The organism is Chryseobacterium sp. PvR013 (assembly GCF_017833095.1).
Classification (GTDB): Bacteria; Bacteroidota; Bacteroidia; order Flavobacteriales; family Weeksellaceae; genus Chryseobacterium; species Chryseobacterium culicis_A.
The window spans coordinates 1,550,423-1,567,808 of sequence record NZ_JAFIBT010000001.1; the positions used below are offsets into that span (position 1 = coordinate 1,550,423).

General features: G+C 35.8%; 13 protein-coding genes. 7 read left to right on the forward strand and 6 right to left on the reverse strand.

Annotation, left to right across the window (positions count from 1 at the left end; genetic code table 11):
• Positions 1-55: 55 nt before the first annotated feature.
• From JOE44_RS07010 to arsB, 4 genes are all read left to right on the forward strand, one after another.
• Positions 56-385: a metalloregulator ArsR/SmtB family transcription factor gene (locus JOE44_RS07010; RefSeq protein WP_209784939.1), complete on the forward strand. Its 330-nt coding sequence runs from the start codon at positions 56-58 to the stop codon at positions 383-385.
• 78 nt (positions 386-463) lie between these two features.
• Complete coding sequence (locus JOE44_RS07015; RefSeq protein WP_209784940.1) at positions 464-937, forward strand: DUF6428 family protein; 474 nt, start codon at positions 464-466, stop codon at positions 935-937.
• 19 nt (positions 938-956) lie between these two features.
• Positions 957-1,568: a protein-tyrosine-phosphatase gene (locus JOE44_RS07020; RefSeq protein ID WP_209784941.1), complete on the forward strand. Its 612-nt coding sequence runs from the start codon at positions 957-959 to the stop codon at positions 1,566-1,568.
• Positions 1,569-1,570: 2 nt separating this feature from the next.
• Positions 1,571-2,605, forward strand: a complete 1,035-nt coding sequence (arsB, locus tag JOE44_RS07025) for an ACR3 family arsenite efflux transporter (protein ID WP_209784942.1) — start codon at positions 1,571-1,573, stop codon at positions 2,603-2,605.
• 212 nt (positions 2,606-2,817) lie between these two features.
• On the opposite strand, the gene JOE44_RS07030 is transcribed toward arsB, so the two are convergent.
• From JOE44_RS07030 to JOE44_RS07040, 3 genes are all read right to left on the reverse strand, one after another.
• A complete protein-coding gene (locus JOE44_RS07030) occupies positions 2,818-3,822 on the reverse strand; it encodes a terpene synthase family protein (RefSeq protein WP_209784943.1) in 1,005 nt (334 codons plus the stop codon).
• Positions 3,823-3,882: 60 nt separating this feature from the next.
• Positions 3,883-4,905 carry a hypothetical protein gene (locus JOE44_RS07035; protein ID WP_209784944.1) on the reverse strand — a complete coding sequence of 341 codons (1,023 nt, stop codon included), beginning with the start codon at positions 4,903-4,905 and terminating at the stop codon, positions 3,883-3,885.
• A gap of 501 nt (positions 4,906-5,406) precedes the next feature.
• A complete protein-coding gene (locus JOE44_RS07040) occupies positions 5,407-7,005 on the reverse strand; it encodes a tail fiber domain-containing protein (protein ID WP_209784945.1) in 1,599 nt (532 codons plus the stop codon).
• A gap of 441 nt (positions 7,006-7,446) precedes the next feature.
• On the opposite strand from JOE44_RS07040, the gene JOE44_RS07045 reads away from it, so the two are divergent.
• Entirely contained in the window at positions 7,447-8,235 is a 789-nt protein-coding gene (locus tag JOE44_RS07045) for a PhzF family phenazine biosynthesis protein (protein ID WP_209784946.1), read from the forward strand.
• Positions 8,236-8,410: 175 nt separating this feature from the next.
• Here JOE44_RS07045 and JOE44_RS07050 read toward each other — a convergent pair whose 3' ends face one another.
• Positions 8,411-11,161 carry a T9SS type A sorting domain-containing protein gene (locus JOE44_RS07050; RefSeq protein WP_209784947.1) on the reverse strand — a complete coding sequence of 917 codons (2,751 nt, stop codon included), beginning with the start codon at positions 11,159-11,161 and terminating at the stop codon, positions 8,411-8,413.
• A 629-nt stretch (positions 11,162-11,790) separates the two neighbouring features.
• On the opposite strand from JOE44_RS07050, the gene JOE44_RS07055 reads away from it, so the two are divergent.
• Both JOE44_RS07055 and JOE44_RS07060 read left to right on the forward strand, forming a co-directional pair.
• On the forward strand, positions 11,791-12,645 hold the full coding sequence (locus tag JOE44_RS07055) for a GLPGLI family protein (RefSeq protein ID WP_209784948.1): 855 nt from the start codon (positions 11,791-11,793) through the stop codon (positions 12,643-12,645).
• Between the two features lie 521 nt (positions 12,646-13,166).
• Positions 13,167-14,159, forward strand: coding sequence for a hypothetical protein (locus JOE44_RS07060; protein WP_209784949.1), 993 nt, complete (start codon positions 13,167-13,169; stop codon positions 14,157-14,159).
• Positions 14,160-14,562: 403 nt separating this feature from the next.
• On the opposite strand, the gene JOE44_RS07065 is transcribed toward JOE44_RS07060, so the two are convergent.
• Positions 14,563-15,993, reverse strand: a complete 1,431-nt coding sequence (locus JOE44_RS07065; protein ID WP_209784950.1) for a LuxR C-terminal-related transcriptional regulator — start codon at positions 15,991-15,993, stop codon at positions 14,563-14,565.
• Positions 15,994-16,702: 709 nt separating this feature from the next.
• On the reverse strand, positions 16,703-17,296 hold the full coding sequence (locus JOE44_RS07070; protein ID WP_209784951.1) for a hypothetical protein: 594 nt from the start codon (positions 17,294-17,296) through the stop codon (positions 16,703-16,705).
• Between the last annotated feature and the right edge of the window lie 90 nt (positions 17,297-17,386).

The following is a 17,386-nucleotide window of genomic DNA, read 5'->3' on the forward strand; positions in this document are numbered from 1 at the left end:
TTTTTATTGTTATATTAATTTAACATCGTAATATTGCAATATAAAAATAAAGGTAATGGGAGTAACTAAAACAGACATTTATACTGAAGAGCAAAACAAGCTGGCTTCTTTACTTAAAGTGTTGGGTCACCCTGCAAGGATAGCTATTTTACAGCATATCATTAATCAGAAAGCATGTATAGGTAACGACCTTGTTGAAGAACTTGGTCTTGCGCAAGCTACCATTTCCCAACATTTAAAAGAATTGAAAAATATCGGTATTATCAAAGGTTCAATTGAAGGAAAGTCGGTATGCTACTGCATCAATGAAAATACCTGGAAACAGTTTCAAAATGAATTCAATCTGTTTTTTAATCAGGATGTTACTATAAAACAATGCTGCTAAAGCATTTTTTTCATCTAATATATCGTAATATTGCAATATAACAATTTAAAATAATTATTCACTAAATTTTAATCTATTATGAGACTATCAGAAATCAAAGAAATTCTGCCGTCATTGGAAAATGTTGAATTTCAATTGGAAAACGGAACGTTTGTCCCTGAGCATTTCCATGTAACGGAAGTAGGTCAGATTATCAAAAAATTCATTGATTGCGGCGGTGTAATCAGAAGTGAAAGAGTGGTCAACTTCCAGCTATGGAATGCGGATGATTATGAACATCGTCTGAAACCGGGGAAACTGCTTCATATCATTCAGCTTTCTGAAGAAAAACTGGGAATAGAAGATTCAGAAATTGAAGTAGAATATCAAGGGGAAACCATTGGTAAGTATGATTTGGAATTTAACGGGAAAAACTTTGTCCTTAAGAACAAGACTACAGCCTGCCTTGCACAGGAAGCCTGTGGCATTCCTTCGGAAAAACCAAAGAAAAACCTGTCTGAATTATCTGTAACCTCAACATCAGCATGCAATCCGGCATCAGGCTGCTGCTAATTGATCATTATATAATACTATGTACCAAGAATTATCAAATACAGTTCAGTCTTTACAATGGGAAAATATAGAGACTGATAGAAAAGAAACTCTGGAACCACTCATCAGTTTTATCCAGCAAAAGGTAGATGATGGCAAAGAAATCAATCTGAATTTTATCTGCACCCATAATTCCCGCCGCAGCCATTTGGCACAGGTCTGGGCACAGGCCGCAGCCACTTTCTTTACGATTCCGAAAGTTAACTGTTATTCCGGGGGAACGGAGACAACAGCCGTATTTCCCAAGATTGCAGAAGTCTTAGCGAAGCAGGGTTTTACAGTCTTTAGTATTGCCGATACGGCTAATCCCGTGTATGCTATAAAATACGATGACAACCATCTTCCTATCATTGGTTTTTCCAAGAAATATGACAGCCATTTCAACCCTGTATCAGGATTTGCAGCCATTATGACTTGTTCACAGGCTGATGGAGGATGTCCGTTTATTGCCGGGGCAGAAAAAAGAATCCCCATTACCTTTGAAGATCCAAAGGTTTCAGACAATACCCCGGAGCAGGAAGCAATATATACTGAAAGAAGCCTACAAATAGCAGAAGAAATGTTCTATGTTTTTTCAAAAATCAAAAAATAATTATGCAGCCAAGATTAAAGTTTCTGGATCGTTATCTTACGTTATGGATATTTCTTGCCATGGGTATTGGAATTGCTTTGGGACATTTGTTTCCGGTTATTCCTAATATCATCAATTCACAGTCTGTAGGAACTACCAATATTCCTCTGGCAATAGGCCTTATTCTTATGATGTATCCCCCATTGGCAAAGGTTGATTACTCACTTCTGCCATTGGTATTTAAGGATAAAAAAGCAATTGGAGTCTCCTTATTCCTCAACTGGATCATTGGTCCGGTTTTGATGTTCGGACTGGCGATTCTTTTTCTAAGACACGAACCTGATTATATGTCAGGGCTGATACTGATCGGGCTCGCAAGATGTATTGCCATGGTAATTGTCTGGAATGATCTTGCTAAAGGGAACAGAGAATATGCGGCTTTACTGGTTGCCTTAAACAGCATCTTTCAGGTATTTACGTACAGTTTTATGGTTTGGCTGTTTATTAATGTGCTTCCCAATCAGTTAGGTCTGGCCAGTTTTAATGTAAATGTTTCTGTGAAAGATATTACAGAAAGTGTACTGATTTACCTTGGAATTCCTTTTCTGGCAGGCTTTCTCAGTCGTTATTTCCTGATAAAATCTAAAGGAACGGAATGGTACAACAGAAAATTCATTCCTAAAATATCACCCGTTACACTGTACGCTTTATTATTTACCATTGTATTGATGTTCAGCCTGAAAGGTTCAAAAATACTGGAGCTTCCAATGGATGTAATTAAAGTATCAATCCCTTTGGTGATCTATTTTATTCTTATGTTTTTCGTGAGCTTTATCATCAACAAATCATTAAAAATTCCTTATGATAAAAATGCATCTATTGCCTTTACAGCTACAGGAAACAATTTTGAACTGGCCATTGCTGTTGCGATCTCCGTCTTCGGTATTCATTCAGCACAGGCATTTGTAGGAGTGATTGGTCCTTTGGTAGAAGTTCCGGTGTTAATATTTCTTGTAAAAGCAAGTGTATTCCTGAAAAAGAAATGGTATCATAAGTAATCTGACCGGAAGAACCATAAAAGCACCTCTATTTTCTCCTCAAGACTTATAGCAATCTGTATTGCATGATGCTCATGAACTACAGTATCAACAGCACGTCCAAGATAGATAAAGTACCAAGTTGAGAAGAAGAATAATGGCTTTGCCATATAAGCTCAACAGTATAAATTTATATTTAAATAAAGATACATGAATAAAAGCCACCCAATAAACTATAGGTTCTTATTTGTGGCATGATTATCCTCAGGCCACGCAAAACCTACTCCTCCATGTTTATATCTATTTGTTTCCAGATAAAAAGTATTAACTCCCTGAAGCCCAACTCCAGCATAAAAAACAAACTTATCAACGTATTCCTGATATTCACCAAACTCCCGATACTCTGCATGTAAAGCCATCAAATTTGCCAATTCTTCATTATGAATACGTAAAGCCTCTGCACAAGCATCCTCCAACGAAAGATTATATTCCTGCTGCAATACAAAAACCAGATTAAAAACTTCTGTTCCTTTCGCCATTTCTTTGGGCAGAGAATGAAGGTCATTTTGCCAGGCAACAACCAAAGTCATATGGGAAATCATCTTTTGTACAACTATATGTTCAAAAATATGCTCTGGCAAGACAAGCCCTGATTCAATCTCACCAAAAATCAAATAAGGACGCATTAGAACAGAATATTCCCTAATGGTCTTATAAAGATTCAGTGATGGTGGGCGGTTTGCTATTTTATAAGGGTATTCCAGTTCTATTCCATATCTGAAGGATTGATAGAAATAGTAGATAAAACGTTCCATCCACATATCAGGCATCAGCGCACGAAATTCATCACGAATCAATGCTATATGATGATAAAGAGCATTTTCCTCCGGGCTGGGTGAAGCACCTCTCAAAATATCAGTACAACGAATCCGTAACTGCTGAATCTCCTCGAGGGACGAGTGTTCTATCTGATCATCAAGAGCCACATACTGAAGCATAAACCTATTGCATGGAATAGCTTGTTCATAGGTTAAATGTGGCCACATACGTGCAGTACACATATGCAATTCCATTTTTTTATAAATTTTCCGTTGTTTTTCTGTCAAAAAAGTATAATCATTATCAATCCAAGCATCCATATCTTTCCCCATTTGTTCAGCATGTGGGTTAATAAGATCTGGCCATGGGTAAAATCCTTGTGGTAAATAATCTGCACTATTAAATTGTTCTGCTGTCATTTGATTTATATTTTAAAATTCTTTATCCTTAAATAAATACGATCCTGAGCATTCAAATTTTTATTGAATTTGATTCTGTTCCAGGGTTTCTTTTAATTCTGAAGCACTCGGAAATTCAGTTCTGTTGTAACGGTCAAGTTGGGTGGATATATTTTTCCAGCCACTCAGTACCATGCTCATATAATGAACCCAGTTAACCACAGCTTCATGCCATATCCCAAAATCCGGAAGTGATGCCTGCAGTGTTATAAACTCTTTCAGGTCTTCATTATGAAGTCTCAAATCTTCCAGACATGCCTCTTCTAATGAGACATGATATTCATTCTGGATTACTTTTACAATGTTATAGTAAATACTTCCTGTAGCCTCATCTTTCACAACAGACTGCACTTCATTGAAAAAAGTTACCAAATGACAAGCTAACGCTTGCAGGCGGCGGAGCACGGGATGATCATGAATCTCAGGAGGCAGAATAACTCCAGTTTCAACTTCAGTAAGCTGCAGGAAAGGATACAAACAGATGGAATCCTCCCTTAGTACGATACATTCTGCTATTGTTGGGAACATTTTATTTTTTTTGTATTCTTGCTCCTTTTTAAGTCCGTTAAAGTATTTGCTGATCATCTGGGTAAAACGATGCATTGACTCTTGTGGAATAAACTGCTGTAATTCCTGTTTTAGTGACGCCAACATAGGACCAAGAGGTATTCCAGATTGCTCAGCAGTAATACCTCCGTTCAATATCGCGATCGACTGGGCATGTATGAAATCTATATCTTCGGGAGCACATTCCTCATACAAATCATCATTGTACAAAGTCCATAGCATTAACCTGCAGATTGGCCTGAATCGTTCAGCAGAAGCTGTTGGAAACCATTGTGCAGCAATATGTGCCGTCTTAGTCTTTTTGTATTTTTTACGTACATCAGGATTGTTTTCATAGAGCCATAGATATTCTCCATCAATCCATTGATTTTCAGTAACCTCCTGAAGCTGTTCAGCATGTGGATTTTTTAGAGTTGGGAAAGGATATCTGAACTTCTGTTTGAGAAGCTCTAGGGGATTAAATTTTTCATTACTCATGATTGTATGTTTTAATGATTATCGTTTTTTTAATCATATATTATTTTTATTAAACAAATCAATCAATAAAAAAAGACTGAAAATATATCTAAAAACAATATAATTAAATAATAAACAATAAGATACAGTCATAATAACATATGAAAGATACAAATTAATTTCATACAAAAAACATAATATAAATAAAAAATAACTATAATTTTCTTTTCAATTAATTAAAATAAAATTTTAACAACAAAACACATACAATAAAGAATACCAACTACTTACAATTTTCACAAATCAACAAAAAAGTATCACAATACCAAGATTACATCTACCTCCAAATATGGAAAGAATACCACATTATTAAATACAAAAAAGTCTGTATAAGACAGACTTTAGCAACGTATTGAAAAATCAAAAAAATGAAAACCGAGGGATGGTTCATTAAAATGTTTCTCCTCATAAAAATAAGATAATCATTCTTATCGTGTGTTTTTAGAACCGTGGACATTTCAATCAATTCAATCCTAATTTCTTTTTGATTGTTTCCATTTCTGTTTCCAGTTTTTTAATTGTGACTTTTTGCTCTTCTATTTCATTCTGCTGATCCTGAATGGCTTTTGTAAGGGCGGGAACAAGGGAAGCATAGTCGACGGCCCAGGCTTCTTTTGTGTCATCTTTCGGTTTATAGACCGCCTCAGGAATTACTTTATAAAGATCCTGCGCCAGGAATCCGATTTTATGTTGTGTTTTCTGTACAGGATTTACAGCAGGTTTTCCCTCTTTAATCTGAGTATTAGCAGATAACTCGTATTGTTTCGGCTGCAATGCCATAATGGTACTGAGACCATACCCTATTTCTTTAATCTGAGTTTTTAAACGCATGTCCGAAGTATTGACAAAACCTCCTGCCGCACTCACTAGCCCGTTACCGTCAATAGTTACTTTCGTGCTTCCGTTATAACTGTATTTGAATCCTTCTGCGCCAAGATAGATCTGAGTAACAGAACCATTCAGCGTGTTGTATCCGCTTAAATCAAGATGCCCTTTCGTGGCTGCAACTTTATTTCCGCCAATACCACCAACTTCTGGTCTGTTCATATTGATATCACCATTCCCATCAATATCAAGCGTGCTATTGGCATTATTGCCATAATAATATCGAAAACCTGTAGTACCTACTGTTACCTGAGCAAATGCCGGACTGCTGCTGTTCCCTTTTAAAGTAAGAAGCCCATTATATGCATTAAGAGCATTCCCTGCTGCACCAAAGGCGGTAATATCACCATCTCCGTTGAAATTAAGCTTTCGGTCTGCATTATAAAAATAATCACCACCACTGGCCTGACTTAGCTTAAATTGGGCAACATTATTATTCGCTGCTATAGTAAGAGCACCGCCTATATTATTGATTGTTCCTGCATTGACTCCTCCTTCAGTGGTTTTGGTTGAAGAATTAAGGAACATATCCATAGAACTTCCCATATCATTAGTAAGCCTTAAAAGAGCTGAAGCATTGGTTCCGGAGTTTGTATTACTGATGGATGTAAGTCCTGATCCATTCACATTACTTCTGAAGTATAAAGCTTTATCTAAATAATCAATCGCTGTATTTTGCAAAAGTGTACCACCAAGTCTCACATCCTCTCCTACAGCAGTAAGTCCATTACTTGCTGTAATATTGGTATTTCCTGAGACTTCCCATGTAGAAACAGCGCCTGTAAGTCCGGTACTGATCAGCTGCAGGCTTTGGTTAGGTCCTATTGCGGCACTTGCACTTCCATTAATTGTTTCTGAAGCCGCAGGAGTTACCGTAACCGTAAAAGCGGTGTTATTCTTAACGGTATACATACGTCCTCTGAAATTGCCTGTTCCTAAAACTGCTGCCGGAAGGGTGAAAACAGCATTGGCCGTTCCGTTATACGAGATGTGAAAATCTCCCGAAGTCATGGCATAAGCTGCAGAGGTAACAGAAGTGTATTTTGCAGCCAAGGATCCGTTAACATCCAGTGTTGATCCGGGTTGGGCCTTGTTGATCCCCACACTTTGAGCAGATCCCATACTGTAAGAAAGCAAAGCGGCCGCGATTGATAATGCAGTAAAATTTTTAAACATTCTGATATGATTATGAGTTATTGATAAAGTGAATAAATCTTAGGAAATTAAACTGTATAAGGATTTTATGATACAGCAGCTATGGTAAGTTTTAGATTCTCTGTAAACAAACCGTAGGGAGTGCTAGCGGGTGCCCTGAAAAATCTGAATGAAGAAAATTATAAAAATATTTTTTCATTGTTTCCTGTTTTTAATAGTACAAAACTATAGGTTACAGAATCGTTTTTGAAGAAATAGGTGTAAAGAAATCTCCATCTGTATGTGGAAAAATTATGACAAGCTGTATAAGGAAGAAACAACTATTAATTTGTATAAGAAGATTAAATCCACAACTGTTTTTTAGCTCCAGAATTCTATAAATAACTATTTTACAGAAGTATGAATAATTAGGATCGGCTTTCTGAAAAGATTATCTTTATACAAATGAAATTTTTACCAATCATGAAGTTAGAATTATATCAAATAGATGCCTTTACAGATGAGATTTTCCGTGGAAATCCTGCGTGTGTTGTTCCATTAAAAAATTGGTTACCAGATGAAACCCTCTTAAAAATAGCCCGTGAAAATGCTGTAGCAGAAACAGCTTTTTTCATTGATAACGGCAATACGATTCACCTTAGATGGTTTACTCCTGAAATAGAGATGGATCTGTGCGGACATGCTACCCTTGCAACGGCTCATTGTTTGGCCACCATCTTAAATTATAAGAGCAATAGAATAATCTTTGACACCAAAAGCGGTGCATTGACTGTAGAGGTAAAAGATGGGATGTATTATATGGATTTTCCATCAAGAATGCCTGAAACAGCTACTCTTCCGGATATTATCACCCGATCTCTTACCATACAGCCTAAAGAAGTCTTCAAATCCAGAGATTATGTGCTGGTCTATGATGCTGAGGAGGATATCAAAAACATAAAAATTGAAAGATCTATTTTTGATCTTATCAATCTGGATCCGGGAGGTGTTATCGTGACAGCAGCAGGTACGGACAGTGATTTTGTCTCAAGATATTTTACTTCACAATCCTCCATTCTTGAAGATCCTGTTACCGGCTCTGCACACTGCTCGCTTATTCCTTTCTGGTCTGAAAGATTAGGAAAAGATAAACTTTTCGCCCGTCAGATCTCTGAAAGAGGCGGCCAGCTTTATTGTGAAAACAAGAATGAAAGAGTGATTGTGGCAGGGAAAGCTAAAACGTATTCTGCAGGACATTTTTGGACTGAATAAAAAAGATTTCAGGAGATCTTGCAGCGCAATGATCATCATGGGATATTCAGCAATAAAAAGGCCTTGAATCATTTGATTCAAGGCCTTTCTGCATAAATAATCTTATTTTTCCGATGAACGTTCTCAAGAGAGAACTATTCAGTTTATTTCTCAATGAATTTTATAATGGTCATGTTTAGCGTTTGATTACTTTTACAGTTTTTACAGTGTTATTCACTGAATGTACTATTACCTGATAAATACCCGGTAACAGAGCTGAAAAGTCAAGTGTTCCTTTAGTATCATTGATTACTTTAGTAAGTACCTCTTTTCCCGCTGTATTGTAAACTGCTGCTGAAAGAATTTTCTGATCCAATGAGAGGTTCAGAAGATTATATACAGGATTAGGATAAACTTTAAGCTGATCTGCATTGAATGAGGATTTATCCATGTTCAAACCTTTGTTTGCTGAAGTTCCATTTACCACTACATTATTTGCAGGACATCCAACAGGTGTAAAAATTGTTCTTTGAGTATCTCCTCCATCTCCCAGCTCTCCGTGGCTATTAGTACCAGAGATCACTAAAAGTCCGTTCGTGTTGATAGCCAATGTATTTTGAGCTCCTGCTGAGATGCTTTGCCAGTCGGTGGTAGTTCCGATAAGCATTGGAATAGATCTGTGTACTGTTAATCCATCTCCCAATTGTCCTGAGGCATTATATCCCCACGTCCAAAGCGTTCCATCTGTTTTTACAGCTATAGTGGAACCATTAGTGCCGCTGCTAAAATTTCGCCAGTCTGTTGCAGTTCCAACCTGTATAGGTAAGGTTTTATTCACTGTTGTACCATCTCCCAATTGTCCCCATCTATTATCTCCCCAGGCCCAGATTGTACCATCTGTTTTGAGTCCCATCGAATGAGTCCTTCCTCCTTCAATAGCTTTCCAGTTTGTAGCTGTTCCTATTTGCATAGGTAAGGTTTTATTCACTGTTGTGCCATCTCCTAATTGTCCAAACTTGTTATCTCCCCAAACCCAAAGTGTTCCATCTGTTTTGATAGCAAGCGTATGATTGCCTTTGGAGGATACACTTAGCCAGTCAGTAGCTGTTCCTATTTGTATAGGTAAGGTTTTGTTCACTGTTGTGCCATCCCCTAATTGTCCACTCTTATTATTTCCCCAGCCCCAAAGCGTTCCATCAGATTTTATGGCAGCCATATTACCATCTCCGGTTGCAATATTCACCCAGTCTGTTGCTATTCCCACTTGTATAGGTAAGGTTTTATTCACTGTAGTTCCATCCCCTAGTTGCCCGTCATAATTCCATCCCCAAGTCCAAAGTGTTCCATCTGCTTTTATTCCTGCCGAATAAGAAAGTCCGGCTACTATTTTCACCCAGTTATCAGAAGTTCCTATTTGTGCGGGTATATTTCTGTTAATGGTAGTTCCATCTCCCAGCGCACCATCAGAGTTATCTCCCCAGCCCCATAATGTTCCGTCTTTTTTTAATCCTATGGAATGATTAAGACCGGCACTCACATTTTTCCAACAGCCTGGTTCAGTTGCAGGAAGTGTAGTAAAGGATCCGCCTTCCAGCCAAACCGCCTGGCTGAATCCGCAATCAGAGGCCACCCACCAGTAATAAGTAGTTGAAGGCATCAAGTTTGTTAAATTTACGGTTGTAGAAGCAGTCGTTCCATTATTTCCACTCATCGCAGGATTTGTGCTATACATGTACAAATAGCCTTTGCTGGGAGCTTGGGTTGCTGCCGTCCAGCTAATAGTAGCTGCTGCCGAAGTAATATTATTTGTTGAAAACTGTGTCGGAGAGATGCAAACTTCAGGGCAGGCAATCTCTACAAACGAATCTCTTTCAATAGTGGTATCATCGCCTAACTGACCTGAGCTATTTAAACCACAAGATCTAAAAGTACCATCGGTTTTTTTTACAAGAACATGATTTTTTCCGACATAGATCTGAAGGTTGTCCGTAGAAGAGCCAACTTGTGTAGGGGGAAATGTGGCACTTGAAGTGTCGTTTCCATGCCCCAATTGTCCAAAAGCATTATATCCCCATGACCAAAGGGTTCCATCTGTCTTTGTTGCAAATGCAGCTCCATTTTTAGCCCCTATATAAAGCCAGTCGGTTGCTGTTCCAACTTGCTGCGGGATTTTTTTTGAAACGTTAGTGCCATTCCCTAATTGCCCGTAAACATTCTGACCCCATGCCCAGAGTGTTCCATCTGTTCTCAGACCTAATGAATAACTATCTGCAGCGTCAACATTTTTCCAATTCGTATCTGTTCCTATTTGTGTAGGGATCTTTTTTAAAATGTTAGTTCCATCTCCATGTTGCCCGGAAGTATTAGTACCCCATGCCCATAATGTCCCGTCTGTTTTGATTCCTAAGACAAACTTATATCCTGTATCAATACTTTGCCAGTTGGTATCTGTTCCAATTTGCGTTGGGGTCTTTTTTGAAATGGTAGTTCCATCTCCCAATTGTCCGGAATCATTACGTCCCCACGTCCATAGCGTTCCATCTGTTTTGATTCCTACCGAAAAGTCCTCCCCAATACTAACACTTTGCCAATTCGTATCTGTTCCAATCTGTGTTGGAATATTCTTTATACCGATAGTTCCATCTCCCAATTGCCCGTAATCGTTACGTCCCCAGCCCCATAATGTTCCATTATTTTTAATAGCGAAAGTCATGTTACCTCCGGAACTGATCGTTTTCCAGTCTGTAACTTTTCCTATCCGACGTGGTACTTTTCTGGTCATCGAGGTTCCGTCGCCTAATTCTCCTGAAAAATTAGTTCCCCATCCCCACAGTGATCCGTCTGTTTTGATTCCTGCTGAATGCTCATTTCCTGCATTAAGACTTTGCCAACATTGCGCAAAGGAGTGTATACTGATGAATACACCTAATAAAAGTATTTTTCTCATATTTTAATTTTCATGATATTTTCCTACTCGTATAGCTTTTCGGTTCCGCTTCATTTATATGGTTTCTGAACTCCATACCACAAGTAATCCGAACATCCAAAAACACCTCAAAATCAGATGAATTCATAGAGAAACAGGGATATTAATCAATGAATAAGCGTTGATTTTAAAAGAATTTTGCAGATGTCAGCTCTAGCCCTTAAGAAATTTTAAGGACTTACTGTTGTTTTAAATTACTGGGAAAAAAGAGCGTGTATTCGTAAAAACAAATACGGTGTAGTTTTGTTCATTTTCATGGTTTAATTAGTTTTAAGGTTTAGTTTTTTAAGGAAACAACATGATCAGTTATAATGCCTTTTATGCCGTTCAATGCAAAAATAGATTTTTATGATGACCCACAAAATACCATAGATCAAGATTTTCCGCAAGGCCGGAATATCATTGTTCTTTTTGCAGGAACGATTTATACATCAAAAAGTACAAGAAAGTAAGTGTTTAAGGTTCCTGAAACTTTCGCTTTTGCTGGTTCATAGATAGACAGACCGTCTATTTTTAGAAACATTGCTTATATTTGAATGATGTCATGAGTCATCTGTTAATTTAAAAACGACCATTATTCAAAATAGAAAATGAAAATCATCATTACTCTTTTACTTTTTATCTCCGGAATTTTGTTTTCTCAAAATCAAAGATTTGTCTATGAATATTCGTTCAAGATGGATACATTAAACAAGGATAAGGTGGAAAAGGAGATTATGAATCTCGATATTACCAAAAAGGGATCTTATTTTTACAGCGCTTTGCTGATTACGCGGGATTCTCTTTTCAATGCGGAACTTGAAAAAGGAAAGGTTTCAAATACCATCCATATTGACTTTAGAAAGATCCAACATCCGAAAGCCAATTTCAGGGTTTCCAAAATGTATCCAGGCTTGGAAACAGTGTACCACACTTCTCTTAATGCCAGTAATGTTGCCGTAAAAGAACTCAATAAAATCAATTGGGAGGTTCTTCCTGAAACAAAAACTTTCGAGGGTTTTAAAGCGCAGAAGGCTACCACCCATTTCGGCGGAAGAAACTGGATTGCATGGTTTACCAATGACATTCAAATTCAGGACGGACCTTATAAATTTTGTGGCCTGCCCGGCTTGATCTTACATATTGAAGATGAAGAGGGAACTCATATTTTCAATATGGTTGGAAGCCAGAAGCTCAACGACAGCCTTTCACTTATCGATTCAAAAACGGCAGAAATCTTCCTGACAAAGGAAAAATTCAATAAACTTTGGCTTGAATACATAAAAGATCCTGCTAAAAACATCAAACTAATGCACAGCTCCTCCGGAATGTCAGAAACCATAATGTTTGATTCAAATACCAAAAATCCCCTGAGCAAACAAGAATTAATCAGAAACAAAGAAACACGCGCAAAGGAATTCTTAAAACGATTCAATAATTTTATAGAAAAGGAGTTGTACAAATAATCTCAGTATTAGATCATCTTCGTGAACTACATATTCCCTACTTTTTATCTTCATTAAATTTTGGGATTATTCTTCAGGATTAATACCTCTTTTTTCTTACTCCATCTTAGCCAAGACCTATTATAAGCATGTTTACGCCTTCTGAAATAAATAATAGTTTCTGCTGTTTAATCTTTGCTGCCTCAATAGCTGACATCCCAACAGATCCTGTAAATATCAGATCGTATGTTTAAAATAATTGGATGGCATTACGCTACTACTTTATGAAAAGGTAAATTAAAATTTATCTTTTTGCCTGTATATTGCATTATGTTGTAGAACTGTTGTAGCACTGTTGTAGAATGTTGTATAATGCTGTATTACGTTGTAGCATTGTTGTACCAGCTTGTTGGTTTAAAATGTTTTTGTAGTACACGAATATACGTATGTAATACGTATGTTAATTTTATAGGATTCCCTGTTTTCTTTATCACTTTTGTAAAAATTTAAAACAAGTAATTTATTTACTAAAAAATTCTACGATGAAAAAATTTGTATTACTTACAGCATTTTTAATGGCCTTATATAGTAAAGGGCAGGTTGGTATTAATACCAGTAACCCTCAAGGTGTATTCCATATTGACGGAAATAAGGATAATGCTGCAACAGGAGTTCCAACAGCATTGCAGCAGACTAATGATGTTGTAGTCACCCCCACAGGAAGTGTAGGACTAGGAACCGTTTCTCCCAATAGCTCTGCAATATTAGACATCAGTTCCGGAAGTAAGGGGATTTTATTGCCCAGACTAAGCTTACAAAATCTTACTGATGGGACTACCGTTTCCTCTCCTGCCAACGGTCTGGTGGTTTACAATACCAACGCTGCCATTACCGGAGGTTCAGGACTCTATTATAATAATGGAACACCAGCGTCTCCCAGCTGGTTTAAGATGGCCAGTATCAATGATATCCCAACATATAACACGTATGCGCTGTCTGCTATGCAGGGGTTTAATGCAGCAAATACCTCTAACGGATCTTATACTTATGACCAGATGGTAGGCTCTTGTACGGCTACTAATGGCCTTTGTCCAGTCCCTTCCTCCACTGTTTTTAATCCTGTTTATACTATTACCTTTGATAAAAAAAGTGTGAATACAGATAAATATTTTTTACTGTCATTGGATTATAAATTTGGTTTTGCAACTATAAATAATATTGTTCCAGTTGCTTCCCATTGGGTACAATATGATATAGAGCTCATCCTGAATGGAGCTGTTATCAGAACTTTTTCTACTGAAATTAATATTGCGGCAGGAGGATCCACAGCAGTAAATTCAACCAAGCTATTTACAACAAGCCTAACAGGAACTACTCTTTTAAATACTAATAATATACTTAAGGTCAGGATTAAACCCACTCAATCTCTTATAAAATGGAATTCAGGAACAGCAGATGGTAATTATGCAACAGGAAATGCTCATTTGCTGGACATATCAGTAAAAGATATATCCTTCCAGTTATTTGAGAAATAATATATCAACCATACGGATTATCTTTTAAAGAAAATTCCCCTATTGTTAAACTTCTGTTTTGTAAACGAAACAGAAGTTTTTTCATTCCATATGGTAGCTCTTTTATTGTTCTAAGAGTACAAAATTGATGCTTTAAACATCTTATTTACCCCTTTGCAAGAATTTTAATGATAAAAATGAATTCACTTTAACTATTCTCCTTATTCTCATAGAATATACCAAAAGAAACCGCAGGGAAACGGGTTTTCATTTATCAGCGGGTTTATGGAGGATCATTCTTTCGTTTGAGCTGCTTTTTAACAGTCCTGTAAAGGATCAAAAAAATCAAGAGATTGCCATACGAATAAAGTAAGCACAATTAACTTAACAACAACTTACAGGGGAAACAGAGTATATTTCTATGTTAATTTCCGGCAATATTCTGAATCCATATATACAGATCTTCATTAGAAGGAATATTAAATTTTTTGCGAATATTATATTTGCGGGTTTGCACGGTGCGAGGAGATGTAAAAGTAAATTCTGCAATATCTTTAGTAGAAAAATTAAGAAATAAATAAGCACAAAAAGTAATCTCACTGGCTTTTGAGCGAGGGGAAATTTCCAATAATTCCCTTCTGAACTCAGGATATATCTCATTAAAACGGGTAAAAAATTCAGGTGAATTTTCTTTAGCGAGCTGTACCAATTCATCAATAGATGAAGATAATTGCTTCTTAAGAATTTCCGTTTCCTTTTCTTTCTCCATAATCAGTAGATCCTTTTGTTTCTGTCTACTTTTGTTCGTTTTATATAAAACAGCAAATAATATAATGCTTAATAAAATAACCCCTATCATGATATAATAAAAAACATTTTTTTTCTGTTTTTCATTTTCAATATTTTCATCGGTAATTCTCCTGATCGGAATATCTAAGATATTTCTTTCCACACTATTGAGACTATCATTTAATGCAGTATATTTTTCCAAATATTCATTGGCTCTTTCGATATCATTCTGTTTCTTATAGTTTTCATAAATACGTTGATAAATTACTTTCTCAGACTTTTTCAGTCCAATTTTTTTGACTACTTGTAAAGACTGGAAATAGTATTTCAATGCTTTTTCATATTCTTTCTTATAAAAATAAAGCTCTCCATAAGACAGTAAAACTCTGGATCTACTTTCGGCCGGGGCTTGACTGGATAATAAATTGGCCTTATTCAGGTAATACTCTGCTGAATCCAGCTTTTTGCTTTTAAGATTCCTTTCAGCACGAGAAACGTATAATTCAGAATTCACAGGTAATTTACGTTCCATTGAATACACGGAATCCATTAAACCTTTTTCCGCGAAAGCAATCATTTTCTGATTATATATATAATTTAGCCCTCGGTTTCTTTCTTCTTTATCAGATATATTGTAGGCAAGCCGAATAGCCTTATTAAAGCTCAAAAGAGATTCCTTATATAAGCCCAAACCATGATAGTTCTTACCATAAATTATATTCAACCTTGTAATCAAAACTGCCTCATTAAATTCTCTCAGCTTTTTCTCTGAAATCGAGAGAAAGTAAAAACTCTCTTTATTCCTGTTTAGCCCACATAAATAATCAGCTAAATTCATATATCCTCTGATCTCACCTTTGGTATAATTTAGCTCCTTAGACCGCTTCAGCAATTTCTTTTCCATAGCAATTACTCCATTATAATCACCATTTTCCATTAGCCTTTTAGTCTCTTTTATTTGCAGGCTGTCTATATCTAATTCGGAATATACCTGTCCGTTCAATTTTATCGTAAAAATCAGTAATAAAAAGAAAATTATCCACCCATTTCTATTTTTTAAAATCATAATTTTAATCTTAAATATATTTTTTATAAATACATTACTGAACATCCCCTTCTAAGAGAGTAATTTACCTGCCAAAATAGATGCAGATAAGCTATAAATGGTCACTTTTCTTTTAATTTGCAAAGATATTATATAGGAGGTAATTTTGCTCAATCCTTATTATTCAAAACATAATAAAAAGTCCGAACAGAGGAAATAAAAGCAGAATTAAATGATTTTCACAGCATTTTAAGTCTGTTTTCTGTAATAATTTTTAAGCGATTTAAAAATTGCCACACATTGCCACAAACTTTTGGAGTATTTTTGAAAATTACAGTAATTGCTACAAATAAAAAAAACCTTGAATCAAATGATTCAAGGTTTTTTTGCGGAGAGTGAGGGATTCGAACTTAGCAATAAAAACTACCTGAATATGGAATAATTAAAATAAAATTCAGACAATTGCCACGAATTTGACACAACTCTATATATTTTTATAATCTGCAAAATCTTAAATTCTTGATCAAAGAATTCTTTAGTTTGAATACACAAATATAAAACATTTTACCTTAAAGGATCAATTCACTATAATTTATTTAAATATTGTCTAAAATTTGGTCAACATTAGGAGACCGATTATAACAATAATGCTTTAATCTCATTTGAGAGATATTTTCTTTTTTTGGAAAGATCAACTAACTGACACAAATTCATATAGTAGCTATAACAATCAATTTTTTCTTTCCAGCATTTTCGAGATAATATCAACATTCCCTTTAAAATGATCGCCTAACTTTTTATTGATTGCATTAACAAGAGTTAATTTTTTATTTTCAATATCAATCTCTTTTTTTATATCGGATTTTCTCTTTTCATTTTTTTCCCTAATTAAATTATTATTTAATTCATTGATATGCGATGTTAAACTTGCAATTCTGTTCAAAAGACTCTTGTAATCATTTCTGATATTCGTCATCCCTCCATAACTGTCTTGTAAAACAATTTGACTGGCCTTATAGATTATCTTTTTGTTTTTAATTTCTACTGTATTGGTAAATGAAGGAAAGGTAGATTGGGTATCATTGTAATGCATCAGGGGCAATCGTTCATCAAAGGTTAATATACCCAGATATTGATCATCTGTATCGTTAAAGTATTGCATAGAATTGTCAGCAAGCCAGTTTTTTATTATTGGATAAATATCTTTTTTCTTTTTTGATGTACTGATTATTTTTGTATAAGTATAATCACCATTTACCAACTCCAGACTCTGAGCATTCACATATATGATAATCAGAATAAATAGTAAAGACAATTTTTTCATAGCACATGTTTTTTACTTTTTTTTACTGGTTTTTATCACTCTTATCTTTAACCGTTGAAGACAGGAAAGCAGCGTTTTTTTGCCATTTTT

Excerpts from the sequence above, each read along its gene's own strand:
- JOE44_RS07010 (WP_209784939.1), top strand. The coding sequence starts at position 56 with ATGGGAGTAACTAAAACAGACATTTATACTGAAGAGCAAAACAAGCTG.
- JOE44_RS07015 (WP_209784940.1), top strand. The coding sequence starts at position 464 with ATGAGACTATCAGAAATCAAAGAAATTCTGCCGTCATTGGAAAATGTT.
- JOE44_RS07020 (WP_209784941.1), top strand. The coding sequence starts at position 957 with ATGTACCAAGAATTATCAAATACAGTTCAGTCTTTACAATGGGAAAAT.
- arsB (WP_209784942.1), top strand. The coding sequence starts at position 1,571 with ATGCAGCCAAGATTAAAGTTTCTGGATCGTTATCTTACGTTATGGATA.
- JOE44_RS07030 (WP_209784943.1), bottom strand. The coding sequence starts at position 3,822 with ATGACAGCAGAACAATTTAATAGTGCAGATTATTTACCACAAGGATTT.
- JOE44_RS07035 (WP_209784944.1), bottom strand. The coding sequence starts at position 4,905 with ATGAGTAATGAAAAATTTAATCCCCTAGAGCTTCTCAAACAGAAGTTC.
- JOE44_RS07040 (WP_209784945.1), bottom strand. The coding sequence starts at position 7,005 with ATGTTTAAAAATTTTACTGCATTATCAATCGCGGCCGCTTTGCTTTCT.
- JOE44_RS07045 (WP_209784946.1), top strand. The coding sequence starts at position 7,447 with ATGAAGTTAGAATTATATCAAATAGATGCCTTTACAGATGAGATTTTC.
- JOE44_RS07050 (WP_209784947.1), bottom strand. The coding sequence starts at position 11,161 with ATGAGAAAAATACTTTTATTAGGTGTATTCATCAGTATACACTCCTTT.
- JOE44_RS07055 (WP_209784948.1), top strand. The coding sequence starts at position 11,791 with ATGAAAATCATCATTACTCTTTTACTTTTTATCTCCGGAATTTTGTTT.
- JOE44_RS07060 (WP_209784949.1), top strand. The coding sequence starts at position 13,167 with ATGAAAAAATTTGTATTACTTACAGCATTTTTAATGGCCTTATATAGT.
- JOE44_RS07065 (WP_209784950.1), bottom strand. The coding sequence starts at position 15,993 with ATGATTTTAAAAAATAGAAATGGGTGGATAATTTTCTTTTTATTACTG.
- JOE44_RS07070 (WP_209784951.1), bottom strand. The coding sequence starts at position 17,296 with ATGAAAAAATTGTCTTTACTATTTATTCTGATTATCATATATGTGAAT.